The sequence below is a fragment of the Pseudomonas sp. 8O genome (assembly GCF_902506495.1).
In the GTDB taxonomy this organism is placed as follows: Bacteria; Pseudomonadota; Gammaproteobacteria; order Pseudomonadales; family Pseudomonadaceae; genus Aquipseudomonas; species Aquipseudomonas chaetocerotis.
Genome location: NZ_LR733263.1, coordinates 62968 through 89330, shown reverse-complemented (window position 1 = coordinate 89330; position 26363 = coordinate 62968). Strand labels below are relative to the sequence as shown.

Here is a 26363-nt window from a genome sequence, read left to right as displayed (position 1 = left end):
CTGGAGACAAGCAACGCGATCAGCTAGCGTGACGGCATGCCCAACGCCTCTCCTAAAGACCTGCTGCGCCGCTGCGCGGTTCCCCTGCTCGCCCTGCTGCTGGGCGGCTGCTCGACCCTCGACTACTACGCTCATCTCGGTCAGGGCCAATGGCAGTTGCTGCAGGCACGCCAGCCAATCGAACGCCTGCTGCACGACCCTGCTACCGACCCCGATCTGGCCAGGCGCCTGACGCTGAGCCAGCAGGCGCGGGACTTCGCCAGCGCCAGCCTGCAGTTACCGGAGAACCGCAGCTATCGCCTGTACGCCGACCTGGAGCGCCCCTTCGTGGTGTGGAATGTCTTCGCCACGCCGGAGTTCTCCCTCGACCCCGAACTGCATTGCTTCCCCATCGCCGGTTGCGTCGCCTACCGCGGCTACTATCAGCAGGGTCGTGCACGCGGTGCTGCTGCATTGCTGCGCCAGCAGGGCCTGGACACCTACATCAGTGGCGTCGAGGCCTACTCCACCCTGGGCTGGTTCGATGACCCGCTGCTCAACACGATGCTGCGCTGGAGCGACGAGCGCTTCATCGCGGTGATCTTCCATGAGCTGGCGCACCAGCAGTACTACCTGCCGGGCGATACGGCCTTCAACGAATCCTTCGCCACCTTCGTCGAACGTGAGGGGCTGCGCCAATGGCACGCGGCCCGTGGGGAAACGCCGCCAGCCAGCGACGACCATCAGCGCCAGCAATTCATCGAGCTGGTGCTGGCCAGCCGCGAGCGTTTGCGTCGACTGTACGCCAGCGAACTGGATGAGACAGCCATGCGCGCCGCCAAGCAGACCGAGTTCGAGCGCCTGCGCCGCGAATACCGCGCCCTGCGCCAACGCGAATGGGGTGGTCAGGGTCGCTATGACGCCTGGATCGAAAGCCCGTTGAACAACGCCAAGCTGCTGCCCTTTGGCCTCTACGATCAATGGGTGCCGGCTTTCGCGGCACTGTTCGCGCGCGAGGGCCGGGATTGGCGCGCGTTCTATGCCGCCGTGGCCGCGCTCAGTCGGCTACCGGAAGCGGATCGTCGGGCCGCGCTGGAAAGCCTGATGCAAAACCACTAGAACTGCGGGGCAGATTGCCAGTCCAACCTACTCAGGTTTCGCCCAACACCGGAGGTACAAGCGATGCAACGACTGATTCCCGCCCTGGCCCTGATGCTCCTTGCTGGCGGCGCGCTGGCCGCGCCCAAACCCTGCGAAGAACTCAAGCAGGAAATCGAAGTGAAGATTCAGGCCAACAACGTGCCCAGCTACACCCTGGAAATCGTGCCCAACGACGAAGTTCAGGATCAGAGCATGGTCGTCGGCAGCTGCGACGGCGGCACCAGGAAGATCATCTATCAGCGCAACGGCTGATACGCCCCTGTAGGAGCGAGCTTGCTCGCGAAGCTTTCGCTTTCATTCGCGAGCAGAGCTCGCTCCTACAGTTCTCAGCAGCCGAACGCCCGGTGCATCTGCTCCAGCGTCTCGAAATGAAAGTCCGGCGCCTCGCCGAGCAACTCCTCACGACTGCCAAACCCGTAACCGACCGCCACTGCCGGCAACCCGTTACTGCGTGCGCCGATCAGGTCATGCTTGCGGTCGCCGATCATCAGCGCCGAAGCAGGCGCCAGTCGTTCTGATTCCAGCAGATGCGCCAGCAACTCAACCTTGTTGGTGCGGGTGCCATCGAGCTCGCTGCCGTAGATGCGTTTGAAGTAGCGGTCGAAGCCGAAGTGCCGGGCAATCTCCTCGGCGAACACCGTCGGTTTGCTGGTCGCGATATACAGCGTTCGCCCCTGCGCCACCAGCGCTTCGAGCAATGCCTCCACACCGTCAAACACTCGATTTTCATACAACCCGGTCACCCGAAAGCGCTCACGGTAGTGATTGACCGCCTGCCAGCCCGTCGCCTCATCCAGCGCATAAGTGGCCATGAAACACTGCAGCAAGGGCGGGCCGATGAAATGCTCCAGCGCAGCCAGGTCCGGCTCGTCGATGCCCAACTTGGCCAGCGCGTACTGCACCGAACGGGTGATGCCCTCGCGCGGGTCGGTGAGGGTGCCGTCGAGATCGAAGAGGATGGTCTGGTAATGCATGGCGTTGGGCGCTAATCCGCTGATTGATGGCTGCAGGATAAGGTAATTGTCGGCGCGACCCAATTCACCAGTACCTCCGACCGGCCGACAGAAGATGCATAATTCTGCTGGAAGATAGCGAATGACATTTATTATCATTCAATCGCATCCGCCCTGAGCCGCCTCCATGTCCAGTCCCGATCAGACCCTGCAACACGCCGTGCACCGGCTCTACGACGAGCACCACGACTGGCTCAGAGCCTGGCTGCGCAAGCGCCTGGACTGTTCGGAGAGCGCCGCCGACCTGGCTCAGGACACCTTCGTCCGCGTGCTGCTGACGCGCAAGGCGTTCGATCTGCGCGAGCCGCGCGCCTACCTCAGCAGCATCGCCCGCAGCCTGCTGATCGACCGCTTCCGGCGGCGCAGCCTGGAGCAGGCCTACCTCGACACCCTGGCCAATCTGCCCGAACCGCTGGAGCTGTCTCCGGAGGCACGCAGCATGCTTCTGGAAACCCTGCTGGAGATAGACGCCCTGCTCGACGGCCTCGGTGCGCGAACACGACAGATATTCCTCATGGCCCAACTCGACGGCCTCAGCTTCATCGACATCGCGCGGCGTCTCGGGTTGTCGGTCAACACCGTGCGCAAGCACTTCGTGCGCGCCGTGGCGCACTGCCTGCTGCTGATCGGCGACTGAGATGCGCGACGAGCCTGACCTGCAGGTCCTCGAAACCGCCGCCCAGTGGTACCTCGAATTGCGCGACGCCGCCCCGGGGGCGCCACAGCATGCCGCCCACCGCCAATGGCTGGAGCGTGACCCGCGCCATCGCCAGGCCTGGGCACGTGTGGAAAGACTGCAGAGCACCTTCGCCGCCCTGCCTGCCACGGTGGCCCGTCCGGTACTGGATGGCGAACGTCGCTCGCGACGACAGTTGGTCAAGGCACTCGGCGTGCTCCTGGCGTGCGGCGGCAGTGGCGCCCTGGCCTGGCAGGCGACGCCCTGGCGCGACTGGTTGGCCGAGCAGCGCACCGCCGTCGGCGAACAGCGCCGCCTGCATCTGGACGACGGCAGCGAGCTGCAGCTCAACACCGACACCGCGCTGAACCTGCGCTTCGATGCGCACAGCCGGACGATCCAGCTGCTCCGCGGGGAGATCCTCGTGCACAGCGCCACCGATGCCGCGCGCCGCCCCCTTGTGGTGTACAGCCCGCACGGCAGCGTGCGCGCCCTGGGCACCCGCTTCACCGTGCGCTGCGAGGATCATCGCACCCACGTCGGTGTGCTACAGCATGCGGTAGCGGTGACTCCGGCCAAAACCGGCGTAGCGCCCCAGCGTCTCGAGGCCGGGCAACAGCTGTGGTTCTCCAGCAACCAGCTGTACCCCAGCCGCCCGCTGCCGGCCAATGCCGACGCCTGGAGCCGTGGCCTGCTGATCGTCAGCGACTGGCGCCTGGCCGAGCTGACCGCCGAACTGGCGCGCTATCGCCCCGGCCAGTTGAGCTGCGACCCGGCTGTGGCCGACCTGCGCCTGTCCGGGGCTTTTCATCTGCAGGATATCGATGCAGTGCTGGCCAATATCGCCAGCACCCTGCCGGTGCGCATCCGCTATTTCACGCGGTATTGGGCCCGCATCGAAGCGAGCTGAGAAAAAATTTGATCCCAGGGGTTGTTGATTCCGATTCTCGTTCGACTTGGAAGTTAACGGCGCTGCAGACGCCACCTGCCAAGACCCGATAGGAAACTCCATGGCCAATCCGTTCCGTGCTTTCTCCCCTTCGCTCCGCGTGTCGCCTCTGCACCAGGCCGTCCGCCTGGCCCTGCTCGGCGCGACCCTGGCCGCACCGCTCGTCGGCGGTCTGTTGCTGGCGCCGCCGGTGCAGGCGCAGGAGCGCGCGGCCGAGTTCGACTTCGCAATCGCCGCCGGCTCGCTGGAGGCGGCGCTGATGGAGTTCTCCGCCACCGCTGGGGTCACCCTGTCGTTCGCGCCGCAGGCCGTGCACGGCCGCCAGTCCGCCGGTCTGCACGGGCGCTATGCCAGCGACGCGGCGCTGCAGGCACTGCTCGCCGGCAGTGGCCTGCTGGCACAGCGCCAGGCCAACGGCAGCTACTCGCTGCAGCCCGTGCGCGACGACAGTGCGTTGAACCTGGGCGTCACCACCGTCACCGCCAGGGGCCTGGACGCCACCACCGAGGGTAGCGGCTCTTACACCAGCGGGTCGAGCAACACCGCGCTGAAGCTGCCTTTGTCGCTGCGTGAGACACCGCAGGCGGTCAGCGTGATAACCCGCCAGCGCATGGACGACCAGAACCTCACTCAGTTGCTCGACGTCGCCCGCCAGACCCCGGGCCTGAGCGTCAACCAAGCGGGTAACGCCGGCTCCGACAGCAGTGAGATCTATTCACGCGGCTTCGCCGTGGAGAACTACCAGATCGACGGCGAACAGTTGCTCGACAGCAACTACAACTCCATCTTCCAGACCAGCGACATGGTCATCTATGACCGCGTCGAGGTGCTTCGCGGCGCCACCGGTCTGATGAACGGCATCGGCACCCCCGGCGCCACCATCAACCTGGTGCGCAAGCGGCCGACCGCCCGGTGGCAGAGCAGCGTCACCCTCAAGGGCGGTTCCTGGGACTACCAGCGCGGCGAACTGGATGTCGGCGGTCCGCTCAACGCCGAGGGTACGCTGCGCGCCCGCATCGTCGGCGCCTACCAGGAGAACGATTCGTACGTCGAGCGTCTGCACGAGCGCAAGCAGGTACTCTACGGCATCGTCGAAGCCGACCTCAGCCCGGACACCCTGCTGACCCTCGGTATGGACGCCCAGTACCACGACGCCGACAATCACTCGCGCGGCGGCCTTCCGCTGTTCAACCAGGACGGATCGCGGACCGACTGGTCGCGCTCGGACTCAGCGGCAGCAGCCTGGGCCTCTTCCGAGAGACACTTCGTCTCCGCCTTCGCCACCCTCGAACACCAGTTCAACGATGCCTGGAAGGTGCGCGCCAACCTCAGCCAGGGCCGCTTCGAGTACGACGAGGTGCTCGGCTACGCCGCCGGCGGCAACCCTAACCCGGCCACTGGCACGGGCGTCAACCTGTGGGCCGGGCGCTGGGAGGCCAAGCCGGTACAGACCGGCATCGACCTAAGCAGCATCGGCAGCTTCGCCCTGTTCGGCCAGGAGCACGACGCGGTGCTCGGCTACTCCCGCCATCACACCGACTACAAGGCCCCAGGCTACAACCTGTGGTGGCACGACAACTGGGACTGGAGCATCGAGGACATCTACAACTGGGACGGCAAGCAACCGGCCCGGCCGGACATGCCGGCCGTCAGTCGCATCGACACCAGCGAGCAGCAGAGCGGTGCCTACGCCAATACCCGGATCAGGGCCAGCGACGACCTGTCGATCATCCTCGGCGGCCGCGTCAGCAACTGGGAAAGCACCAAGAAGACCGATAACTTCGATCCCAGCCAGGCCGACAGCGTGGATAAACGCAGCGAGTCCGGGGTCTTCACGCCCTATGCCGGGGTGGTCTACGACCTCGACCAGCACTGGTCGCTCTATGCCAGCTACACCTCGATCTTCAAGCCGCAGAGTCGCATGACCAATACCGGTGGCTACCTGGACCCGCTGGAAGGGGTCGGCTACGAGATCGGCAGCAAGGCAGAGTTCTTCGATGGCCGCCTCAACCTCGGTCTGGCGCTGTACCAGATCGATCAGGACAACCTGGCAGTGGCCGTTCCCGGAGAGTTCGCCCCCGACGGCAGCCAGGCCTACCGTGCCGAATCCGGCACCGAGACCCGTGGCGTCGAGGTCGAAGTCAGCGGCGAGCTGGCTACCGACTGGCAGGCCAGCGTCAGCTTCAGTCGCAACCTGGTGCAGGACGCCGATGGCCACAAGCTCAACACCAACATCCCGCAGAACACTTTCAAGCTGTTCACCAGCTACACCCTGCGTGGTGTCGGCAACGGCCTGACCCTGGGCGGCGGGGTCAACTGGCAGAGCGAGATCTACAGCGACGGCGTCGGCCCGGGACGCAATCAGCGCTTCACCCAGGACGACTACGCGCTGGTCGATCTGATGGCGCGCTACCCGCTCAGCCGCCAGCTCAGCGCCACTCTCAACCTCAACAACCTGCTCGACGAGAAGTACTACACCAGTACCTCCTCCAGCTACTACGGCGCCCCACGCAACGCCAGCCTCGGCCTGCGCCTGGAGTTCTAAGAGTCGGGCGGCAGGCCTCGGCCTGCCGCCCCCGCCAAGGACGTGAAACATGCGATCACTGTTAACCCGCGGCCTGCCGGCGCTGCTGCTCACCCTGCTGCTGGGCGGCTGGTGGTGGCAGAGCGGACCGCCCGAGCGCTATCTCAGCCAGCCCATCGCTCGCGGCGATATCGAGGCCACGGTGGTGGCCATCGGCACCCTGAAACCGCGCCAGTCGGTGGAGGTCGGCGCACAGGTGTCCGGCCAGGTCACCCGCCTGCACGTCGAGCCCGGCGAACAGGTCAGGCAAGGCCAACTACTCGTCGAGATCGACGCCAGCCTGCACCAGGCCGAGGTCGAGGCCGACCGCGCCGCGCTCGAAGCCCTGCGCGCACAACTGGCCGAGCAGCAGGCGCAGCTCGACCTGGCGCAACAGCAGCATGTGCGCCGGCAACGTCTGCTGGCCGCCGCCGCCACCCGCGTGGAAGAGGTGCAGATCGCCCTGGCCACTCTGCGTTCGGCCGAGGCTCGGCAGCGGCAACTGCGCGCGCAGATCGCCGAAGCTCAGGCGCGCCTGCGCGGCAACGAGGCGCAGCTCAGCTACACACGGCTCTACGCACCGATCGACGGCACCGTGCTGGGCATCGACGTCAAGCAGGGCCAGACCCTCAATGCCACCTATCAGACCCCGACCGTCATGCGCATCGCCGATCTCACCCAGATGACCGCCTGGGTCAAGGTCTCAGAGGCCGACATCCGCGCGCTGGAGCCGGACATGCCGCTGTACTTCTCCACCCTGGGTGGCGACGAGCGGCGCTGGGACGGTCAGATCCGCCAGGTACTGCCAGCGCCGCCGCTGGAGACGTCCGCCGTCGGCGACGGCGCGCCGAGCAGCACCCAGGCCGTGCAGTACACCGTGCTGTTCGACGTGGACAATCGCGACGGCGAACTGCTGCCGCAGATGACCGCGCAGGTGACGTTCATCACTGCCGTGGCCCGCGATGTGCTCACCGCCCCGCTGGAAGCCCTCACCCAGCAGCCCGGTAACCCCGGACTGTTCGCCGCCCGCGTACTCGATGCCGAGGGCCGTGCGCAGCCACGCGTGGTGCGTGTCGGAACACGCAGCCGGCAGAGCGCCGAAGTGCTCGCTGGCCTGACCGAAGGCGAACGTCTGATCACCGGCGAACACCTCGACGAACGCCCGCCGAGGTTCCAGTGGTGACGCCTGCGCTGATCGAACTGGATGACATCCGCCGCCATTACGGCGGCGCGGGTGGCGCGCCGGAAGTCGAAGTCCTGCGCGGTATCAGCCTGCAGATCCACGCCGGCGAGTTCGTCGCCATCGTCGGCGCCAGTGGCTCTGGCAAGTCGACCCTGATGCACCTGCTCGGCTGCCTCGACCGGCCCAGCGCCGGCCACTACCGCTTCGCCGGCCGCGACGTGGCGCAACTGAATGCCGACGAACTGGCCTGGATGCGCCGCGAGGCGTTTGGTTTCGTGTTCCAGGGCTACCACCTGATCGCCACCGAGTCGGCGCGCGAAAACGTCGAAGTGCCGGCGCTCTACGCCGGCGTGCCAGCCGCCGAGCGCCGCGCACGGGCCAGCGCTCTACTCGACCGCCTCGGCCTCGGTGAACGCCTGGAACACCGTCCAGCCCAGCTCTCCGGCGGCCAGCAGCAGCGCGTGTCGATCGCCCGCGCGCTGATGAACGGCGGTCGCATCATCCTCGCCGACGAACCCACCGGCGCCCTCGACAGCCACAGCGGCCGCGAGGTCATGGCGCTGCTGGGCGAACTGGCCGACGCCGGCCACACCATCATTCTCATCACCCACGACCACAACGTCGCCAAGCAGGCCCGGCGGATAATCGAGATTCGCGACGGCCAGATCGTCGCCGACAGCGGCGCGACTCCCCCCCAAAGCGCCCAGGTGCCTTGGGATCTGCAACACGCTGGAATCGATAGTGGCGCCAGCTTCTGCGGCGAACTGGGCGAGGTACTCCGCGCCGCCTGGCGGGTAATGGCGTTGAATCGCTTCCGCACCGCGCTGACCCTGCTTGGCATCGTCATCGGCGTGGCTTCGGTGATCGTCATGCTGGCCATCGGCCTGGGCACCAAGCAGCGGGTCGTCGCGCAGATGGCCTCGATGGGCGCGACCATGATGTACCTCGGCGGCACCCAGCCAGAGGAAGGCGGCCCGGAAGGCGTGGTCACCCTGGAGGACCTCGAAGCCATCGCCGGATTGCCCGAGGTGCGCGCCGCCATGCCGGTGATCGGCGACCCGCTGACCCTGCGCCACGGCAACGTCTCACGACGCGTCTACACCCTCGCCGGCACTGATGAGATGCCGCGCATTCACCACTGGCCGGTGGCCCTGGGACGCTTCTTCAGCGCCGCCGATGACCGCGCGCTGGCCCCGGTGGTGGTGCTCGGGCACAAGGCCCGGCAGCAGTTCTTTGCCGGCATCGACAACCCGCTCGGCCGCCAGTTGCTGATCGCCGATGCTCCCTTCGAGGTGATCGGGGTGATGACCGAGAAAGGCGCCGACTCGGGTAACGAGGACTACGACGAGATGGTCTTCATCCCCTACCGCTCCGGTCGCATCCGCGTATTCCAGGCCTTCGATCAGCCCGACTACTCCGTAATCGACGCCACCTCGAGCGAGCAGGTGCTGGCCGCCGAAGCCGCCATCCGCGGGCTGATGCGGGCCCGCCATGGCCGCGACGACATCGCCATCGGCAACGCCGCCGCCAAGCTGCTGGCCGAGGCCAAGACCCAGGACAGCATGACCCTGCTGCTTGGCTTGATCGCCGCCGTGTCCTTGCTGGTCGGCGGCATCGGCGTGATGAACGTGATGCTGATGACAGTGCGCGAACGAACTCGCGAAATCGGTATCCGCATGGCCACCGGCGCACGCCAGCGCGACATTCTGCGCCAGTTTCTCAGTGAAGCCGTGCTGGTCACCCTGCTCGGCGGCAGCGCCGGCGTGCTGCTCGGCCTGGCAGCCGGCGCAACACTGCTGGCCGCTGGCGTGCCACTGATATTTTCCCTCAGCGCGATCGTGCTGGCGTTCACCTGCGCGGTCGGCACCGGCCTGCTGTTCGGCTACCTTCCGGCGAAGACCGCAGCGGCCCTCGACCCGGTCACAGCGCTGAGCAGCGAGTGAGGTGATGCACGGCACTAAGCTCCGCAGGCATAGCCTTCGGCCAGGTGCAGATCCTTGAGCTTCACGTAGTTGCCGGCCGTGTAGCTGAAGAAGTTGCGCTCCTTATCGGTCAGCGGGCGCGCCTGTTTCACCGGGCTGCCGACGTACAGGTAGCCGCTTTCCAGGCGCTTGCCAGGCGGCACCAGCGAGCCGGCACCGATGATCACCTCGTCCTCGACCACCGCGCCGTCCATGACGATGCTGCCCATGCCGACCAGAATCCGGTTGCCCAGGGTGCAGCCATGCAGGGTGACCTTGTGCCCGACGGTCACCTCGTCACCGATGATCAGCGGGTAGCCATCCGGGTTGAACGGTCCGGCATGGGTGATGTGCAGCACGCTGCCGTCCTGCACGCTGGTGCGCGCACCGATGCGGATACGGTGCATGTCGCCACGGACCACGGTCATCGGCCAGACCGAGCTGTCCTCGCCCAGTTCGACATCGCCAATGACCACGGCAGAAGCGTCGACGAAGACGCGCGCGCCGAGTTGTGGAGCGTGCTGCTGGTATTTGCGAATCGCCACGATAGAAGCTCCTGAGCTGCGGGAAAGCTTGATTCTAATTAAGATGACCCCCATGTCGGTTGCTATCGCGCCAGAATTATTGCCGCTCTGCGCCGCAACCCCACATTCATTCGCCACAGGTGCCTCGTCGTGACCGCGAACAATCCCCTGCTGCAAGACTTCGACCTGCCGCCCTATTCGCAGATCAAACCGGAACACGTCGAACCTGCCGTCGACCAGATCCTGGCAGACAGCCGCGCTGCCATCGCCAAACTGCTCGAACAGCAGCAAGCCAACCCGAGCTGGGACGGCCTGGTACTGGCACTGGACGAACTGGGCGCCCGCCTGGGCCGAGCCTGGAGCCCGGTGAGCCACCTCAACGCTGTATGCAACAGCGCCGAGCTGCGCGCGGCCTACGAGGCCTGCCTGCCAAAACTGTCGGAATACTGGACCGAAATGGGCCAGAACAAGCCGCTGTTCGAGGCTTATGACGCGCTGGCCAAGAGCCCGGCCGCCGCCAGCTTCGATGTGGCGCAGAAGACCATCCTCGAACACGCCCTGCGTGACTTCCGTCTGTCCGGTATCGATTTGCCGGTCGAGCAGCAGAAGCGCTACGGCGAGATCCAGATGCGCCTGTCCGAGCTCACCAGCAAGTTCTCCAACCAGTTGCTCGACGCTACCCAGGCCTGGACCAAGCAGATCACCGACGAAACGCGCCTGAACGGCCTGACCGACTCGGCCAAGGCGCAGATGAAGCAGGCCGCCGAGGCCAAGAGCCTGGACGGCTGGCTGATCACCCTGGAATTCCCCAGCTACTACGCGGTGATGACCTACGCCGACGACCGCGCCCTGCGCGAAGAGGTGTATGCCGCCTACTGCACCCGCGCCTCCGACCAGGGGCCGAACGCCGGGCAGAACGACAACGGCCCGCTGATGAGCGAGATTCTCGACCTGCGCCAGGAGCTGGCGCGCCTGCTCGGCTTCGCCAACTACAGCGAACTGAGCCTGGCCAGCAAGATGGCCGAGAACACCGACCAGGTGCTGAGCTTCCTGCGCGACCTGGCGGTGCGCAGCAAACCCTTCGCCGAGCAGGATCTGACCGAGCTCAAGGCCTTCGCCGCCGAGCAGGGCCTGGATGACCTGCAGAGCTGGGACGTCGGCTACTACAGCGAGCGCCTGCGCCAGCAGCGCTACAGCATCTCCCAGGAAGAAGTACGCGCCTGGTTCCCGGTGGACAAGGTGCTCACCGGTCTGTTCGCCATTGTGCATAAGCTCTACGGCATCGAGATTCGCGAGCTGAAAGACTTCGACACCTGGCACCCGGACGTGCGCCTGTTCGAGATTCAGGAGAACGGCCAGCACGTTGGGCGTTTCTTCTTCGACCTCTACGCCCGTGCCAACAAGCGCGGCGGTGCCTGGATGGACGGCGCCCGCGACAAACGCCGCACTGCCGACGGCCAACTGATCGCCCCGGTGGCCAACCTGGTGTGCAACTTCACCCCGCCGGTCGGCGGCAAGCCGGCGCTGTTGACCCATGACGAGGTCACCACCCTGTTCCACGAATTCGGCCACGGCCTGCACCACCTGCTGACCCGCGTCGAGCACGCCGGTGCCTCGGGCATCAACGGCGTGGCCTGGGATGCGGTCGAGTTGCCGAGCCAGTTCATGGAAAACTGGTGCTGGGAGCCGGAAGGCCTGGCGCTGATCTCCGGCCACTTTGAAACCGGCGAGGCGCTGCCACAGGCCATGCTGGACAAGATGCTGGCGGCGAAGAACTTCCAGTCCGGACTGATGATGGTGCGCCAGCTGGAGTTCTCCCTGTTCGACTTCGAGTTGCACGCCACCCACGGCGACGGCCGCAGCGCGCTGGACGTGATCGAGGCGATCCGCAGTGAAGTCTCGGTGCTACGCCCGCCGGCCTACAACCGCTTCGCCAACGGCTTCGCGCACATCTTCGCCGGCGGCTATGCAGCCGGTTACTACAGCTACAAGTGGGCCGAAGTGCTCAGCGCCGATGCCTTCTCCAAGTTCGAGGAAGAAGGCGTGTTCAACGCCGATACCGGCCGTGCCTTCCGCGAAGCGATCCTGGCCCGTGGCGGCTCGCAGGAACCGATGGTGCTGTTCGTCGACTTCCGCGGCCGTGAGCCGAGCATCGACGCCCTGCTGCGTCACCTCGGTCTGAGCCAGGAGGCAGCATGAGCGATGCGCCTGTGAACAGCACGCCGAAACGCTTCATCGCCGGCGCCGTGTGCCCGGCGTGCAGCGAAACCGACAGCATCAAGATGTGGAACGTCGACGGCGTGCCGCACCGTGAATGCGTCAAGTGCGGCTACGCCGACACCCTCGACGCACGCGGCAACTCGGTGCCCAAGGAGATCCCCACGCGGGTCAACGTCAGCGGCCTGAAGCCCAAGGCGGCCGACCCCAATGTGCAGGCCGTGCAGTTCTTTCCCAACCCGAAGCTGAAGAAGCCGAGCGAGTGACGCGTGGGTTAGCGGCGCCGCAGCGCGTAGCCCGGATGCAATCCGGGGCAGTGTGCCAAGCATTCCGCGGATTGCATCCGGGCTACGCAACGGCCGCTCGGTAGGTTAATCGCGAAAGAACTCCCCCGGTGTTGCGCCGAACTGGCGGCGAAAGGCGGCGATAAAGGCCGATAGCGAGTCGTAGCCGCAGGCCAGCGCCACGTCGGTGACGCGCTCGCCCTGCTCCAGCGGGGTAAGCGCATCGAGCAGGCGCTGGCGCTGACGCCAGACGCGGAAACTCAGGCCCGTTTCGCGCAGGAACAGCCGGCTCAGGGTCTTTTCCGAAACACCCAGGCGCTCGCCCCATTCGCCCAGGCCAAGCTGGCGCAGGTTCGCATCCTCAAGCCCCTGACAGACCTCGCGCAGCCGCGCATCCTGCGGCAGCGGCAGCATCAACTCAACGTCTGGCGCAGCCCGCAGTTCGTCCAGCAGCACTGCCGCCAACCTACCCGGCGCCCCCTGCTCGTCATATTCGGCCGGCAGCGCGCTGAAACCGCGAATCAGCTCGCGCAGCAGCGGGCTGACCGCCAGCACCCGACATTCATCCGGCCCCCAGGGCACCGCGCTGCCGTCGATGTACAGGCTGCGCATCTCGGTACGTGGCGAGCTGAATACCTGATGCTCGACACCCGCCGGTACCCACACCGCCCGCTGCGGCGGTGCGACGAAGCGGGCGCCAGCGGTCTGCACCTCGAGCACCCCGGCGATGGCGTAAGACAGCTGCACCCATGGGTGTCTATGGCGAAAGGTCAGGGCGCGGTTGGTCAGCGATTCGGTGCGGCCATACAGCGGCCGAGGCAGGCTGGGCAACTCGGGCAGGCTGCGATGCAGGGTGGGGGGATGTCTGTTTGGCGACACTTGCTGGCTCTTTAGCGTTAGCCGGAAATTTTCGACGACGATAGTCTGGCGCCCTCCTGTATCGCAAGCCCGAGATTCGCCATGTTCCTGCGCCGCCTGCTGCCCGACAATTTCACCCTGACCCTGCTTGCCGTGGTGCTCGCCGCCACGTTGCTGCCTGCCAGCGGCCAGATTGCGACGATCTTCGAGTGGATCACCAACCTGGCCATTGCCCTGCTGTTCTTCATGCACGGCGCCAAACTGTCGCGTCAGGCGATTCTCGCTGGCGCCGGGCACTGGCGCCTGCACCTGTTGGTGTTCGCCTGCACCTTCATCCTCTTCCCGCTGCTCGGCCTGGCGCTCAGACCAGCGCTTGAGCCGCTGTTGGGCAAAGAGCTGTACCTAGGCATGCTCTACCTGTGCGCCCTGCCGGCCACCGTGCAATCGGCCATCGCCTTCACCTCGCTGGCGCGCGGCAACATCCCGGCGGCTATCTGCAGCGCGGCGGCCTCCAGCCTGCTCGGTATCTTCGTCACCCCGCTGCTGGTGGCCATGCTGATGGGCGTACAAGGCGACAACGGCTCGACCCTCGACGCCATCGGCAAGATCAGCCTGCAGTTGCTGCTGCCCTTCGTTCTCGGCCAGATCGCTCAGCGCTGGATCGGCGGCTGGGTCAACCAGAACAAGAGCTGGCTGAAATACGTCGACCAGAGTTCGATCCTGCTGGTGGTCTACACCGCCTTCAGCGCCGCAGTTATTGGCGGCCTGTGGCAGCAGGTGCCGCTGGTCACCCTGCTGACCGTGATAGCCGCCTGCTGCGTGCTGTTGGCCCTGGCCCTGGTGCTGACCCACCTGCTGGGCAAGTGGCTGGGTTTCAGCCTGGAAGACCGCATCACCATCCTCTTCTGCGGCTCGAAGAAGAGCCTGGCCACCGGTGTACCCATGGCCCAGGTACTGTTCGCCGGCAGCACCATCGGCGTACTGATCCTGCCGCTGATGCTCTTCCACCAGATCCAGCTGATGGTCTGCGCGGTGCTGGCGCAGCGTTATGCCAAGCGCGAGGAAGCGCCGCAAATAGCGGCAGCCTGATCGACGCCACGACAGAAGGGACTTGCCCAGGCTCCAGATAACTGTATTTTTATACAGTATATTTTGGAGTCCGAGCATGTCCGTCAGCCTGCCGCCACGTGGCCGTGGTACCGCCAGCAATCCGCACAACCGCTATGCGCCGACCCGTTCGGAGCAGGAAGACGACGGCTGGTATCACGACGAAACACCGCCAAGTCGCGCCACCGAAGTGCGCAAGGAGAAGGCGAAGACGGCGATCACCCGTAATAACTCACCGGACGTCGGCTTCGACCGCTCGGTGAACCCCTACCGTGGCTGCGAGCACGGCTGCATCTACTGCTTCGCCAGACCAACTCACGCCTACTGGGACATGTCGCCCGGTATCGACTTCGAAACCCGCCTGATCGCCAAGACCAACCTGGCCGAGCGCCTCGAAGAGCAGTTGCAGAAGCCCGGTTATGTGCCACAACCCATCGCTCTGGGCATGAACACCGACGCCTACCAGCCCATCGAACGCGAGCAGCGCCTGACCCGCCAGACCCTGGAAATCCTGCTGCGCTACAAGCACCCGCTGCACATCATCACCAAGGGCTCGCTGATCCTGCGTGACCTCGACCTGCTCAGCGAGCTGGCCAGGCACAACCTGGTCAGCGTGGCCTTTAGCCTGACCACCCTGGATGACGAACTGAAACGCATCATGGAGCCACGCACTGCCGCCCCAGCAGCTCGCCTGCGCGCGATGCGCACGCTGCACGAAGCGGGTGTGCCAGTCAGCGCCATCTGCGCGCCGATGATTCCGCAGATCAACGACATGGAGCTGGAGGCGCTGCTCGAAGCCGCCCGTGATGCCGGCGCCCGCTCGGCCGGTTATGTGCTGCTGCGCCTGCCGCTGGAGATCGTCGGATTGTTCGAGGAATGGCTGCAGGTGCACTTTCCGGATCGCGCCGCCCACGTCATGAGCCTGATTCGCCAGAGTCGTGGCGGTAAGAACTACGACAGCCGCTTCGGTAGCCGCATGCGCGGCGAAGGCCAGTTCGCCGACCTGCTGGAGCAGCGCTTTCGCCTGGCGCGGCGCAGGCTCGGCCTGGATCGACGAGGCAGCGTGGTGCTGGACTGTTCGCAGTTCTGTCCACCAGGTGCGCAATTGAGCCTGCTCTGACTTGGCAGCACGTCTCGATATGTTAAAACGTGGCAGGGTCCGTACGGAAAGTTTCCGAGCGCAGATATTTTTCGTACAGACCCTTCTTGAGGCATTGACCGACGACGACCATGACCCGCACATCCCGCGTAGCCGACCCCTCCTACGAACTGATGGACGACCATGAAGGCCATTCGCTGATCTACCGTCAGCACGGCTTTCCCTCGCCGCTGGTGCGCTGGCACTTCCACAAGGAATACGAGCTGCACCTGATCGTCGCCAGCTCCGGCAAGGTGTTCATCGGCGACTACATCGGCAATTTCTCACCCTACACCCTGTTCCTCACCGGCCCTGGTCTGCCGCACAACTGGATCAGCCAGGTCGAGGAAGGCGAGGTGGTGGAAACCCGCGACATGCTGGTCAACTTCACCGATGAAGTGCTGGACGGCGGTACTGCGGTGTTTGCCGAGCTCAAGACCCTGCAGCCCTTGCTGGCCCGCGCGCAGTTCGGTATCGAGTTCCGCGACCCGCAATTGATACGCGAAGCCGGCGTGCTGATGGGCAAGATCGCCAGCAGCCGCGGCATCACCCGCCTGGGGCACTTCTTCATCCTCATGGAGCTGCTCGCCGGCAGCGAGGATTACCAGTTGCTCTCGGCCGTGACCTCTTCGGAGCTGGGCGACGAGCAGCATGTCGAGCGCATCAACCGGGCGGTGGACTACATTTTCCAGCACTACGCCCAGGGCATCAGCCAGGAGGAAGTCGCCGAGCACCTGAGCATGACCACCACCTACTTTTCGCGCTTCTTCAAGCAGGCCACCGGGCGCGGCTTCGTCGAATTCGTCAATCGCCTGCGGGTGAGCAAATCCTGCGAGCTGCTGAGCAAGAGCGACAAGCCAGTGACCGACGTGTGCTTCGAGTCCGGTTTCAGCAACATTTCCAACTTCAACCGCCGCTTCCAGCAGCTCAAGGGCATGACACCCTCGGGCTATCGCAAGCTCGCAGTGCAGCGCCTGACCGAGCAAAACCTGTACTGAATCGGCAGCCGTTCTCTACCCCGGCGTCACCTACACCCCTCATGCCAGAGAGCTCCATCCCTTACTCAGCCGGTTTCTTGCTGACCAGTCTGTGCAAAAAAGTATCGGTCACTGTGCGCTCAAGGATTTGTTCGTGCAGACCTGCGGGGGTGTAATCCGGCCCGAGCCAAACAAAAACAATAACGTTCTTCCGTAGCCGTAGTGGCGCGGGAGAGGAGTTCACAAACATGAACAACTCGATCAAGGCCCTCGTTGCAGCCTCTTGCCTGTCCCTCACCGTGATCGCCCAGGGCGCTGAAACCCTGACCATCGCCACGGTCAACAACAGCGACATGATCCGCATGCAGCGGCTCGCCAAAACCTTCGAAGAACAGAACCCCGACATCCGCCTGAAGTGGGTGGTGCTCGAGGAGAACGTGCTGCGCCAGCGCCTGACCACCGACATTGCCACCCAGGGCGGCCAGTTCGACGTGCTCACCATCGGCATGTACGAAGCGGCGCTGTGGGGCGAGAAAGGCTGGCTGGAGCCGATGACCGAGCTGCCGGCCAACTACGACCTCGACGACGTCTTCCCCTCGGTACGCGAAGGCCTTTCCGCCAAGGGCACGCTGTACGCCCTGCCGTTCTATGCCGAAGCCTCGATCACCTATTACCGCAAGGATCTGTTCGAGCAGGCCGGTCTGGAAATGCCCGAGCAGCCCACCTGGGAGCAGATGGCGGAATTCGCCGGCAAGCTGCACCAGCCGGACAAGGGCCAGTACGGTCTGTGCCTGCGCGGCAAGGCCGGCTGGGGCGAGAACATGGCGCTGATCACCACCCTGGCCAATGCCCATGGTGCGCGCTGGTTCAACGAGCAGTGGCAGCCTGAATTCACCGGCAGCGAATGGAAGAACGCGCTCAACTTCTACGTCGACAACATGAAGAAGTACGGCCCGCCCGGCGCCTCCAGCAACGGTTTCAACGAGAACCTGGCGCTGTTCAACAGCGGCAAGTGCGCGTTGTGGGTCGATGCCAGCGTGGCCGGCTCCTTCGTCACCGACACCTCGCAGAGCAAGGTCGCCGACGCCGTCGGCTTCACCTTCGCGCCGACCCAAGTCACCGACAAGGGCGCCTCCTGGCTGTACTCCTGGGCACTGGCGATTCCCACCAGCTCCAAGTCCAAGGACGCCGCCAAGACCTTCAGCGCCTGGGCGACCTCCAAGGCCTATGCCGAACTTGTCGCCGAGAAGGATGGTGTGGCCAACGTGCCGCCAGGCACCCGCGCCTCGACCTACAGCGACGCCTACATGCAGGCCGCGCCGTTCGCCAAGGTCACCCTGGACTCGCTGAAGAAGGCCGACCCGGCCCACCCCAGCGCCAAGCCGGTGCCTTACGTGGGCATCCAGCTGGTGACCATTCCCGAGTTCCAGGCCATCGGCACCAGCGTCGGCAAGCTGTTCACCGCCGCGCTCACCGGGCAGATGCAACCGGAGCAGGCCCTGCAGGCCGCACAGCAGAGTACCGAACGGGAAATGAAGCGCGCCGGGTATCCCAAGTAACACCACCAGGATCGCTCCCACGCTCTGCGTGGGAGCGCATGTGAGGACGCTCCGCGTCCGCTGACTCGGTGTCACGGGGCGCAGAGCGCCCGAGGATGCATTCCAACGCGGAGCGTAGGAACGAGCAGAACGGTGGGCTGAAGCCCACCCTACCGGCCGCCACTCGCGTTACGCCACCATCCATCCCGCCCTCGGAGGCATGATGAATTCTCCGGCCATCGACACCCCCGCCGCGCAGGCCAGCACGCCGGTAGCGCGCAAGTCCCGACGCCTGGCGCCCGGCTGGTTTCTGGTCAGTCCTTCGGTCGCCCTGCTGCTGATCTGGATGATCGTGCCGCTGGGCATGACCGTCTATTTCTCGCTGATCCGCTACAACCTGCTGTACCCCGGCGAGAACGATTTCGTCGGCCTGGAGAACTTCGAATATTTCGTCACCGACGCCGCCTTCCTTTCCGGCGCCGGCAATACCGTGCTGCTGGTGGGCAGCGTGTTGCTGATCAGCGTGGTGCTCGGCGTGCTGATCTCCGCACTGCTGGAAGCCAGTGAGTTCTTCGGCCGGGGCATCGTGCGGGTGCTGCTGATCTCGCCGTTCTTCATCATGCCCACGGTCAGCGCGCTGCTATGGAAGAATCTGATCTTCCATCCGGTATCGGGGATTCTCGCCGCCATCTGGCAGTTCTTCGGGGCCCAACCGGTGGACTGGCTGGCGCACCACCCGCTGTTCTCGATCATCATGATCGTGTCCTGGCAGTGGCTGCCGTTCGCCATCCTGATCCTGATGACCGCCATGCAGTCGCTCGATCAGGAGCAGAAAGAAGCCGCGCGCCTGGACGGCGCCGGCCCCATCGCCATCTTCTGGCACCTGACCCTGCCGCACTTGGCGCGGCCAATTGCCGTGGTGGTGATGATCGAGACCATCTTCCTGCTCTCGGTGTTCGCCGAGATCTACACCACCACCAGCGGCGGCCCCGGCTACGAGTCGACCAACCTCGCCTACCTGATCTACACCCAGGCGCTGCTGCAGTTCGACGTCGGCATGGCTTCGGCCGGCGGGCTGATCGCGGTGGTGATCGCCAACATCGCTGCCATCGTGCTAATCCGCATGATCGGCAAGAACCTGACCGACAAGCAGTGAGGGCCCTGAGATGCTGACGCTGAAACAATCCCGTCGCCTGCAGAGCCTGATCATCGGCGCCCTGGCCTGGGCGATTGCCGCGGTGATCTTCTTCCCGATCTTCTGGATGGTGCTGACCAGCCTGAAGACCGAGATCGACGCGTTCGCCACGCCGCCGCAATTCATCTTCACCCCGACGCTGGAGAACTACCTGCACATCAACGAGCGCAGCGACTACTTCGCCTTCGCCTGGAACTCTGTGCTGATCTCAGTATCCGCGACGCTGCTGTGCATGCTCCTGGCCGTGCCAGCCGCCTACTCCATGGCCTTCTTCGAAACCCGCCACACCAAGCGCACGCTGCTGTGGATGCTGTCGACCAAGATGCTGCCACCGGTGGGCGTGCTGGTACCGATCTACCTGCTGGCCAAGCAGTTCGGCCTGCTCGATTCACGGCTGGCGCTGATCATCATCTACACCCTGATCAACCTGCCGATCATCGTGTGGATGGTGTACACCTACTTCAAGGACATCCCCGTGGACATCCTCGAAGCGGCGCGCCTGGATGGCGCCACCACCTGGCAGGAAATCGTCCGCGTGCTGCTGCCAATCGCTCGCGGCGGCCTGGCCTCGACCATGTTGCTGTCGCTGATCCTGTGCTGGAACGAGGCGTTCTGGTCGCTCAACCTGACCAGCTCCGCCGCCGCTCCGCTGACCGCCCTGGTGGCCTCCTATTCCAGCCCCGAAGGTCTGTTCTGGGCCAAGCTCTCCGCCGTCTCGACCCTGGCCTGCGCGCCCATCCTGATCGTCGGCTGGATCAGCCAGAAACAACTGGTACGCGGCCTGTCCTTCGGCGCCGTGAAATGAGTATGCCGATATGTGTTTGATTCTGGCCGCAGGCCGTAGGAGCGAGCTTGCTCGCGATCTGCCGGGAACCGGCAGTAGCGCTGATAGACGCCGTTTTGCTGTCACGGTCGAGGGAGTTTTTGCTGCTGGTTCCCAGCAGATCTCCGGCAAGCCGGGCTCCTACGCCCGTCGGACCGAAGCAAAATTGCAGCGTCTGTAACTAATCGAAGAACAAGACTGGAGCTCGCTATGGCTGATTTGAAAATCCGCAATCTGCAAAAAGGCTTCGACGGCACGGCGATCATCCAGGGCATCGATCTGGACATCCGCGACCGCGAGTTCGTGGTGTTCGTCGGCCCCTCGGGCTGCGGCAAATCCACCCTGCTGCGCCTGATCGCCGGGCTCGAAGAAGTCAGCAGCGGCCACATCGAGCTCGATGGCCAGGACATCACCGACATGGCCCCGGCGCGCCGCGACCTGGCCATGGTGTTCCAGACCTACGCGCTGTACCCGCACATGACCGTGCGCAAGAACCTGTCCTTCGCCCTCGACCTGGCCCGCGTGGGCAAGCAGGAGATCGAGACCAAGGTCACCAACGCCGCGCGCATCCTGCAGCTCGACGCCCTGCTCGAACGCAAGCCCAAACAGCTCTCCGGTGGCCAGCGCCAGCGCGTCGCCATCGGCCGCGCCATCGTGCGCAACCCGAAGATCTTCCTGTTCGACGAGCCGCTGTCCAACCTCGACGCCGCCTTGCGCGTGCAGACCCGCCTGGAACTGGCGCGGCTGCACAAGGACCTGCAGGCGACCATGATCTACGTGACCCATGACCAGGTCGAAGCCATGACCCTGGCCGACAAGGTGGTGGTGCTCAATGGCGGGCGTATCGAGCAGGTCGGCTCGCCGCTGGAGCTGTATCACCACCCGGCCAACCTGTTCGTCGCCGGCTTTCTCGGCACACCGAAGATGGGCTTTCTGCGTGGCACCCTGAACAGGGTCGAGGCCGACAACTGCGACGTGCAACTGGAGTGCGGCACGCACCTGACGCTGCCGCAGTCCGCCGCTGGCCTGAGCGTCGGCAGCACGGTGACCCCGGGCGTACGCCCGGAACACCTCAACGTGGTCAGCACCGGCGCGGGCCGCATGCAGGTGACCGCCGACGTCAGCGAGCGCCTGGGCAGCGACACCTTCTGCCATGTGCGCTGCACCTCGGGCGAGATGCTCACGGTGCGCGTACGCGGCGACTTCGCGCCGCGTTATGGCGAAGCCCTGACCCTGGATTTCGACACGGCGCACTGCCACCTCTTCGACGCCGATGGCCAAGCCGTCGCCAAACCACTGCAGCAGGCCGCCTGACGCCGCTCCACCACGGGATGTTCCAGATGAAACTCAATCGCCAGCAGCTTTCCCGGCTTGGCGGCGCCGTCGCGCTGCCCGGCTACACCGCAGAGATGATCCGCACCGGCATCGCCCATTTCGGCGTCGGCGGCTTTCACCGCGCCCACCAGGCGGTTTACACCGACGCCCTGATGAACCAGGGCCTGGCGCTGGACTGGGGTATCTGCGGGGTCGGCGTGCGCAGTGAGGACCGCGCCATGCGCGATGCCCTGGCCAGCCAGGATTACCTCTACACCCTGGTCGAACTGGGCGACGAGCCGAACCTGCCGGTGCGGGTGATCGGTGCGATCAACGACATGCTGCTGGCCGAAGAGTCGCCGCAGGCACTGATCGACAAGTTGGCCGACCCGGCGATTCGCATCGTCTCGCTGACCATCACCGAGGGTGGTTACTGCATCGACGACAGCACTGGCGAATTTCTCGCCGAACTGCCAGCCATTGCCCACGACCTGCGCCACCCGGAATCGCCACAAAGCGTGTTCGGTTTTCTCTGCGCCGCCCTGGCCAAACGTCGCGCCGCCGGCATTCCGGCTTTCACCCTGATGTCCTGCGATAACCTGCCGCACAACGGCGATGTCACGCGCAGGGCGCTGCTGGCCTTCGCCCACCTGGCCAATCATGAGCTGGCCACCTGGATCGACCAGCACGTGAGCTTTCCCAACGCCATGGTCGACCGCATCACGCCGATGACCAGCGCCGCCCATCGCCAGCAACTGGCCGAGCAGCACGGCGTCGATGACGCCTGGCCGGTGGTCTGCGAGCCCTTCGTGCAATGGGTGCTGGAAGACAAGTTCGTCAGCGGCCGCCCGGCCTGGGAAGAGGTCGGCGTGCAATTCACCGACGATGTCACGCCCTACGAGGAGATGAAGATCAAGCTGCTCAATGGCAGCCACCTGGCGCTGACCTACCTGGGCTTTCTCAAGGGCTATCGCTTCGTCCACGAGGCAATGAACGACCCGCTGATGCGCCAGTACGTGCGCACCTTCATGGACCTCGACGTGACGCCGCAGCTGGCGCCAGTGCCGGGCATCGACCTGAGCACCTACAAGGACACGCTGATCGAGCGCTTCTCCAACCAGGCCATCGCCGATCAGCTGGAGCGGGTCTGCTCGGATGGCTCGTCGAAGTTTCCCAAGTTCATCGTGCCCACCCTCAACCGCCTGATCGAGGACGGTCGACCGCTGGAGCGCGTGGCGCTGGTGGTCGCAGCCTGGGCGCTGTACCTGAAAGGAATCGACGAGAACGGCACGCGCTATCGCATCCCCGATCCGCGCGCCGAGTTCTGCCAGGCACTGGTGGCCGACGACGACAAGGTGTGTGAACGGGTACTGGGCGTCGAGGCGATCTTTGGCACGGTCATCCCGCAGTCGGCGGCGTTCGCCGCCGCCTTCGAGCTGTGTTACGACAGCCTGCGCAAGCTCGGCGTGACGCGCACCCTGCAGACCCTGCTGGGCGATTGAGCCATGTACCTCGGTATCGATTGCGGCACTCAGGGCACCAAAGCCCTAGTCCTGGACGCAGGCAGCGGCCAGGTGCTTGGCGCCGGCAGCGCCAGCCATACCCTGCAGAGCGGTGCCTACGGCCGCCGCGAGCAACAGCCGCAGCAATGGCTGGATGCCTTCGAGCAGGCGACCCGCCAGGCGCTGACAGCCGCCGGAATCAGCGGCGAGCGGATTCTCGGCATCGGCGTCTCCGGCCAGCAGCATGGTCTGGTGTTGCTCGACGAACAGGGCGCGGTGCTGCGCCCGGCCAAGCTCTGGTGCGACACCGAATCGACCCCGGAGAACCAGCGCCTGCTCAATCATCTCGGCGGCGAGGCCGGTTCGCTGCAGCGCCTGGGCGTGGCCATCGCGCCCGGTTACACGGTGTCCAAGCTACTCTGGACCCAGGAGCAGCACCCCGATGTCTTTGCTCGTATCGCGCATATCCTGCTGCCGCACGATTACCTCAACCACTGGCTCACCGGCCATGCCTGCAGCGAGTACGGCGACGCCTCCGGTACGGGTTATTTCGATGTACGCACGCGCACCTGGGATACCGAACTGCTGAATCTCATCGACCCCAGCGGGCGCCTTTGCAACGCGCTGCCAGAGCTGATCGAGTCGGATCAGCCAGTGGGCCGCCTCCGCCCGCAGATCGCCCGGCAACTGGGCCTGAACCCGGATGCCGTGGTAGCCAGCGGCGGCGGCGACAACATGATGGGCGCCATCGGCACCGGCAACATTCGCCCGGGCGCGATCACCATGAGCCTGGGCACCTCCGGCACCCTCTACGCCTACAGCGACCAACCGACGGTCAGCCCGCATGCACAGGTGGCGACCTTCTGCTCATCAAGCGGCGGCTGGCTACCATTGATCTGCACCATGAATCTGACCAGCGCCACCGGGCTGATCCAGCAATTGCTGGAGCTGGACATCCAGGCCTTCGGCGAGCTGGTCGGGCAATCACCCATCGGCGCCGAGGGCCTGCTGATGCTGCCGTTCTTCAATGGCGAACGGGTGCCGGCGCTGCCCCGCTCGCGCGCCAGCCTGCTGGGCATGGACAGCGACAACCTGACCCGCGCCAATCTGTGTCGGGCGGTGGTCGAGGGCACCAGTTTCAGCCTGCGCTACGGCCTCGACCTGCTGCGCGCCAGCGGCCTGCAGAGCCAGACCATCCGCCTGATCGGCGGCGCGGCGAAGAGCCCGGTGTGGCGCCAGGTGATCGCCGACATCATGGGCACGCCACTGGTCTGCCCGCAGCACACCGAAGCCGCCGCACTGGGCGCCGCAATCCAGGCCGCCTGGTGCTTGACGCCCGGAGCGGATCGCCAGGCGCAGCTGGCCGCGCTGTGCGAGCGTTGCGTGCACCTCGATACCAGCACGCAAACGCAGCCAGACCCAGCGCGCACGGCGCAGTACGAAATGGTCTATCAACGCTACCGCGAGCAGGTCCGCCGGCTCGCCGAAAACATACCGGCGTGAGAACGCCACGACGATAGAGGAGACGCCTATGTACCTGGTCTGTGGCGAAGCACTGTTCGATGTGTTCATCCAGAGCGACGATGGGCGTGGCAATGAGCTGGCCTTCAAGGCCATCGCCGGTGGCTCGCCGTTCAACGTGGCATTGGGCCTGCGCCGGATGGGCGCCGACTCGGCGCTGTTCACCGGGATTTCCTCGGACAGCCTCGGCCAGCGCCTGCGCCAGGTGCTGCGTGACGAGGGCGTGAGCGATGCCTACCTGATCGCCAGCGATGCGCCGACCACCCTGGCGATGGTCGGCCTGGACGCTGCCGGCTCACCGCAGTATTCCTTCCGTGGCAAAGGCTGTGCCGACCGCCAACTGCTCACCGAGCACCTGCCGACACTGGATGCGCAGGTGCGCGGCCTGCACGTCGGCTCCTTCTCTCTGGTGGTGGAGCCGGTGGCCAGCACGCTGCTGCAGCTGGTGCAACGCGAACACCGGCAGCGCCTGATCAGCCTCGACCCGAACGTGCGTCTCGGTCCAGCGCCTGATATCGCCCACTGGCGCGAGCGCGTCGAGACCTTCGCCGGCTACGCGCACCTGATCAAGGTCAGCGAAGAGGATCTGCAGCTGCTGTACCCCGAGCGCGACCCGCAGCAGGTAGCGGCGAGCTGGCTCAACCAGCGCTGCCAACTGGTGTTTCTCACCCACGGCAGCAAAGGCGCCAGCGTCCACTGCCGCCACGGGCACTGGTCGGCCCCGGCAGTGGAGGTGCACACCCGTGACACCGTCGGCGCTGGCGATACCTTCCAGGCCGCGCTGCTCAGTTACCTGGCCCGCCATGCCCTGGACACCCCCGAGGCGCTGGAAACGCTGAGCCGTGAACAGATCAACGACATGCTGCGCCTGGCCATCGAGTCTGCTGCGCTGACCTGCTCGCGGGTCGGCCCCGACCTGCCCTACCTGCATGAGCTGGAGCGGCAGAGCGCGCGCTGACCGAGCCACCCCTCGCTGCATCACCTGGCAGCGGCACAGGCTCCCTGTGCGCCAAGGCGAATGGCCCGAAACCGCCGGTTGTCGCTCAGCTCGCTGGAGGCGACACTTGGTGTGTGACTCGCACAGCGCAGCGACTGTCGTTCTAGCAGCGTATTTTCAGATAACCCAGAGGTTCAGGGCATGCCTTACAAACATCAGGTGATTCCGCTTCAGGTCCACGAGGGCAACGAAACCGCCGAGCAGGCGCTGCACAGCATCGTCGATGGCTTCAAGCGCTTTCGCAACGAGGTCTTCCCGCAGCAGGAAGAACTGTTCAAGAAGCTCGCCACCGCCCAGAACCCACGCGCCATGTTCATCACCTGCGCCGACTCGCGCGTGGTGCCGGAGCTGATCACCCAGAGCTCGCCTGGCGACCTGTTCGTCAACCGCAACGTCGGTAACGTGGTGCCGGCCTACGGGCAGATGATGGGCGGCGTCTCCACCGCCATCGAGTACGCGGTGATGGCCCTGGGCGTGCAACACATCGTCATCTGCGGCCACTCCGACTGCGGCGCGATGAAGGCGGTGCTCAACCCGGCCTCACTGGAAACCATGCCCACTGTAAAAGCCTGGCTACGTCATGCCGAGGTGGCGCGCAGCGTAGTGGCAGAGAACTGCAACTGCAGCGACGACAAGGAAGCCCTGAGCGTACTCACCGAAGAGAACGTGGTGGCGCAGCTCAACCACCTGTGTACTCACCCGTCGGTGGCGGCCAAACTGGCGCGCGGCCAGCTGTTCATCCATGGCTGGGTGTATGACATCGAAACCAGCCAGATCAAGGCCTACGATGCAGAGTTGGGCAGCTTCCTGCCGCTCGACGGCGACAAGATTCCAATGGCGACGCCACGCGCGCGTTTTCCACAAAGCTGATACGCAGGCTCGC

General features: G+C 65.2%; 23 protein-coding genes. 20 read left to right on the top strand and 3 right to left on the bottom strand.

From position 1 onward, the window contains the following. Window positions 1-36: 36 nt before the first annotated feature. On the top strand, window positions 37-1098 hold the full coding sequence (locus GV002_RS00405) for an aminopeptidase (RefSeq protein ID WP_160016552.1): 1062 nt from the start codon (window positions 37-39) through the stop codon (window positions 1096-1098). A 63-nt stretch (window positions 1099-1161) separates the two neighbouring features. Next, window positions 1162-1392: a DUF1161 domain-containing protein gene (locus GV002_RS00400; protein ID WP_160016551.1), complete on the top strand. Its 231-nt coding sequence runs from the start codon at window positions 1162-1164 to the stop codon at window positions 1390-1392. 74 nt (window positions 1393-1466) lie between these two features. On the opposite strand, the gene GV002_RS00395 is transcribed toward GV002_RS00400, so the two are convergent. Then, window positions 1467-2114 carry an HAD family hydrolase gene (locus GV002_RS00395; protein WP_160016550.1) on the bottom strand — a complete coding sequence of 216 codons (648 nt, stop codon included), beginning with the start codon at window positions 2112-2114 and terminating at the stop codon, window positions 1467-1469. 166 nt (window positions 2115-2280) lie between these two features. On the opposite strand from GV002_RS00395, the gene GV002_RS00390 reads away from it, so the two are divergent. From GV002_RS00390 to GV002_RS00370, 5 genes are all read left to right on the top strand, one after another. After that, a complete protein-coding gene (locus tag GV002_RS00390) occupies window positions 2281-2790 on the top strand; it encodes a sigma-70 family RNA polymerase sigma factor (RefSeq protein ID WP_160016549.1) in 510 nt (169 codons plus the stop codon). A gap of 1 nt (window position 2791) precedes the next feature. Then, window positions 2792-3739, top strand: coding sequence for a FecR domain-containing protein (locus GV002_RS00385; protein WP_160016548.1), 948 nt, complete (start codon window positions 2792-2794; stop codon window positions 3737-3739). A gap of 100 nt (window positions 3740-3839) precedes the next feature. After that, window positions 3840-6323 carry a TonB-dependent siderophore receptor gene (locus GV002_RS00380; protein ID WP_160016547.1) on the top strand — a complete coding sequence of 828 codons (2484 nt, stop codon included), beginning with the start codon at window positions 3840-3842 and terminating at the stop codon, window positions 6321-6323. A gap of 49 nt (window positions 6324-6372) precedes the next feature. Further along, complete coding sequence (locus tag GV002_RS00375; protein WP_160016546.1) at window positions 6373-7524, top strand: efflux RND transporter periplasmic adaptor subunit; 1152 nt, start codon at window positions 6373-6375, stop codon at window positions 7522-7524. Next, a complete protein-coding gene (locus tag GV002_RS00370) occupies window positions 7521-9467 on the top strand; it encodes a MacB family efflux pump subunit (RefSeq protein WP_160016545.1) in 1947 nt (648 codons plus the stop codon). The genes GV002_RS00375 and GV002_RS00370 overlap by 4 nt, the downstream gene beginning before the upstream one ends. Window positions 9468-9481: 14 nt before the next feature. Here GV002_RS00370 and GV002_RS00365 read toward each other — a convergent pair whose 3' ends face one another. Beyond that, window positions 9482-10030 (bottom strand): gamma carbonic anhydrase family protein, encoded by a 549-nt coding sequence (locus GV002_RS00365; protein WP_160016544.1) that lies wholly within the window; start codon window positions 10028-10030, stop codon window positions 9482-9484. 129 nt (window positions 10031-10159) lie between these two features. Between GV002_RS00365 and prlC the strand changes: the two genes are divergently transcribed. Both prlC and GV002_RS00355 read left to right on the top strand, forming a co-directional pair. Continuing rightward, window positions 10160-12208, top strand: a complete 2049-nt coding sequence (prlC, locus tag GV002_RS00360; protein WP_160016543.1) for an oligopeptidase A — start codon at window positions 10160-10162, stop codon at window positions 12206-12208. Further along, the gene (locus GV002_RS00355; protein WP_017676141.1) at window positions 12205-12492 is read left to right on the top strand and encodes a YheV family putative zinc ribbon protein; all 288 of its coding nucleotides are present in this window, start codon (window positions 12205-12207) and stop codon (window positions 12490-12492) included. Before prlC ends, GV002_RS00355 begins: the two co-directional genes overlap by 4 nt. 105 nt (window positions 12493-12597) lie before the next feature. Here GV002_RS00355 and GV002_RS00350 read toward each other — a convergent pair whose 3' ends face one another. After that, window positions 12598-13389: an AraC family transcriptional regulator gene (locus tag GV002_RS00350; protein ID WP_160016542.1), complete on the bottom strand. Its 792-nt coding sequence runs from the start codon at window positions 13387-13389 to the stop codon at window positions 12598-12600. An 81-nt stretch (window positions 13390-13470) separates the two neighbouring features. Here GV002_RS00350 and GV002_RS00345 point away from each other — a divergent pair, with 81 nt between their 5' ends. The 11 genes from GV002_RS00345 (at window position 13471) to GV002_RS00295 (ending at window position 26350) form a co-directional block, all read left to right on the top strand. Further along, window positions 13471-14457: a bile acid:sodium symporter family protein gene (locus GV002_RS00345; RefSeq protein ID WP_160016541.1), complete on the top strand. Its 987-nt coding sequence runs from the start codon at window positions 13471-13473 to the stop codon at window positions 14455-14457. A gap of 76 nt (window positions 14458-14533) precedes the next feature. After that, the gene (locus GV002_RS00340) at window positions 14534-15595 is read left to right on the top strand and encodes a PA0069 family radical SAM protein (RefSeq protein WP_160016540.1); all 1062 of its coding nucleotides are present in this window, start codon (window positions 14534-14536) and stop codon (window positions 15593-15595) included. A gap of 110 nt (window positions 15596-15705) precedes the next feature. After that, window positions 15706-16611 carry an AraC family transcriptional regulator gene (locus tag GV002_RS00335; protein ID WP_160016539.1) on the top strand — a complete coding sequence of 302 codons (906 nt, stop codon included), beginning with the start codon at window positions 15706-15708 and terminating at the stop codon, window positions 16609-16611. Window positions 16612-16838: 227 nt separating this feature from the next. Then, the gene (locus GV002_RS00330; RefSeq protein WP_160016538.1) at window positions 16839-18149 is read left to right on the top strand and encodes an ABC transporter substrate-binding protein; all 1311 of its coding nucleotides are present in this window, start codon (window positions 16839-16841) and stop codon (window positions 18147-18149) included. Window positions 18150-18351: 202 nt separating this feature from the next. Further along, window positions 18352-19284 (top strand): carbohydrate ABC transporter permease, encoded by a 933-nt coding sequence (locus GV002_RS00325; protein WP_160016537.1) that lies wholly within the window; start codon window positions 18352-18354, stop codon window positions 19282-19284. A 10-nt stretch (window positions 19285-19294) separates the two neighbouring features. Continuing rightward, window positions 19295-20128 (top strand): carbohydrate ABC transporter permease, encoded by an 834-nt coding sequence (locus tag GV002_RS00320; RefSeq protein WP_160016536.1) that lies wholly within the window; start codon window positions 19295-19297, stop codon window positions 20126-20128. A 228-nt stretch (window positions 20129-20356) separates the two neighbouring features. After that, the gene (locus GV002_RS00315; protein WP_160016535.1) at window positions 20357-21460 is read left to right on the top strand and encodes an ABC transporter ATP-binding protein; all 1104 of its coding nucleotides are present in this window, start codon (window positions 20357-20359) and stop codon (window positions 21458-21460) included. A 26-nt stretch (window positions 21461-21486) separates the two neighbouring features. Further along, on the top strand, window positions 21487-22962 hold the full coding sequence (locus GV002_RS00310) for a mannitol dehydrogenase family protein (protein WP_160016534.1): 1476 nt from the start codon (window positions 21487-21489) through the stop codon (window positions 22960-22962). A 3-nt stretch (window positions 22963-22965) separates the two neighbouring features. Then, a complete protein-coding gene (xylB, locus tag GV002_RS00305; protein WP_160016533.1) occupies window positions 22966-24465 on the top strand; it encodes a xylulokinase in 1500 nt (499 codons plus the stop codon). Between the two features lie 28 nt (window positions 24466-24493). Then, window positions 24494-25441 carry a carbohydrate kinase family protein gene (locus GV002_RS00300; protein ID WP_160016532.1) on the top strand — a complete coding sequence of 316 codons (948 nt, stop codon included), beginning with the start codon at window positions 24494-24496 and terminating at the stop codon, window positions 25439-25441. Window positions 25442-25621: 180 nt separating this feature from the next. Next, entirely contained in the window at window positions 25622-26350 is a 729-nt protein-coding gene (locus GV002_RS00295) for a carbonic anhydrase (protein WP_160016531.1), read from the top strand. Window positions 26351-26363 lie beyond the last annotated feature (13 nt).

Coding starts and splice junctions, on each gene's coding strand:
- GV002_RS00405 (WP_160016552.1), top strand. CDS start 37: ATGCCCAACGCCTCTCCTAAAGACCTGCTGCGCCGCTGCGCGGTTCCC.
- GV002_RS00400 (WP_160016551.1), top strand. CDS start 1,162: ATGCAACGACTGATTCCCGCCCTGGCCCTGATGCTCCTTGCTGGCGGC.
- GV002_RS00395 (WP_160016550.1), bottom strand. CDS start 2,114: ATGCATTACCAGACCATCCTCTTCGATCTCGACGGCACCCTCACCGAC.
- GV002_RS00390 (WP_160016549.1), top strand. CDS start 2,281: ATGTCCAGTCCCGATCAGACCCTGCAACACGCCGTGCACCGGCTCTAC.
- GV002_RS00385 (WP_160016548.1), top strand. CDS start 2,792: ATGCGCGACGAGCCTGACCTGCAGGTCCTCGAAACCGCCGCCCAGTGG.
- GV002_RS00380 (WP_160016547.1), top strand. CDS start 3,840: ATGGCCAATCCGTTCCGTGCTTTCTCCCCTTCGCTCCGCGTGTCGCCT.
- GV002_RS00375 (WP_160016546.1), top strand. CDS start 6,373: ATGCGATCACTGTTAACCCGCGGCCTGCCGGCGCTGCTGCTCACCCTG.
- GV002_RS00355 (WP_017676141.1), top strand. CDS start 12,205: ATGAGCGATGCGCCTGTGAACAGCACGCCGAAACGCTTCATCGCCGGC.
- GV002_RS00345 (WP_160016541.1), top strand. CDS start 13,471: ATGTTCCTGCGCCGCCTGCTGCCCGACAATTTCACCCTGACCCTGCTT.
- GV002_RS00340 (WP_160016540.1), top strand. CDS start 14,534: ATGTCCGTCAGCCTGCCGCCACGTGGCCGTGGTACCGCCAGCAATCCG.
- GV002_RS00335 (WP_160016539.1), top strand. CDS start 15,706: ATGACCCGCACATCCCGCGTAGCCGACCCCTCCTACGAACTGATGGAC.
- GV002_RS00330 (WP_160016538.1), top strand. CDS start 16,839: ATGAACAACTCGATCAAGGCCCTCGTTGCAGCCTCTTGCCTGTCCCTC.
- GV002_RS00325 (WP_160016537.1), top strand. CDS start 18,352: ATGAATTCTCCGGCCATCGACACCCCCGCCGCGCAGGCCAGCACGCCG.
- GV002_RS00320 (WP_160016536.1), top strand. CDS start 19,295: ATGCTGACGCTGAAACAATCCCGTCGCCTGCAGAGCCTGATCATCGGC.
- GV002_RS00315 (WP_160016535.1), top strand. CDS start 20,357: ATGGCTGATTTGAAAATCCGCAATCTGCAAAAAGGCTTCGACGGCACG.
- GV002_RS00310 (WP_160016534.1), top strand. CDS start 21,487: ATGAAACTCAATCGCCAGCAGCTTTCCCGGCTTGGCGGCGCCGTCGCG.
- xylB (WP_160016533.1), top strand. CDS start 22,966: ATGTACCTCGGTATCGATTGCGGCACTCAGGGCACCAAAGCCCTAGTC.
- GV002_RS00300 (WP_160016532.1), top strand. CDS start 24,494: ATGTACCTGGTCTGTGGCGAAGCACTGTTCGATGTGTTCATCCAGAGC.
- GV002_RS00295 (WP_160016531.1), top strand. CDS start 25,622: ATGCCTTACAAACATCAGGTGATTCCGCTTCAGGTCCACGAGGGCAAC.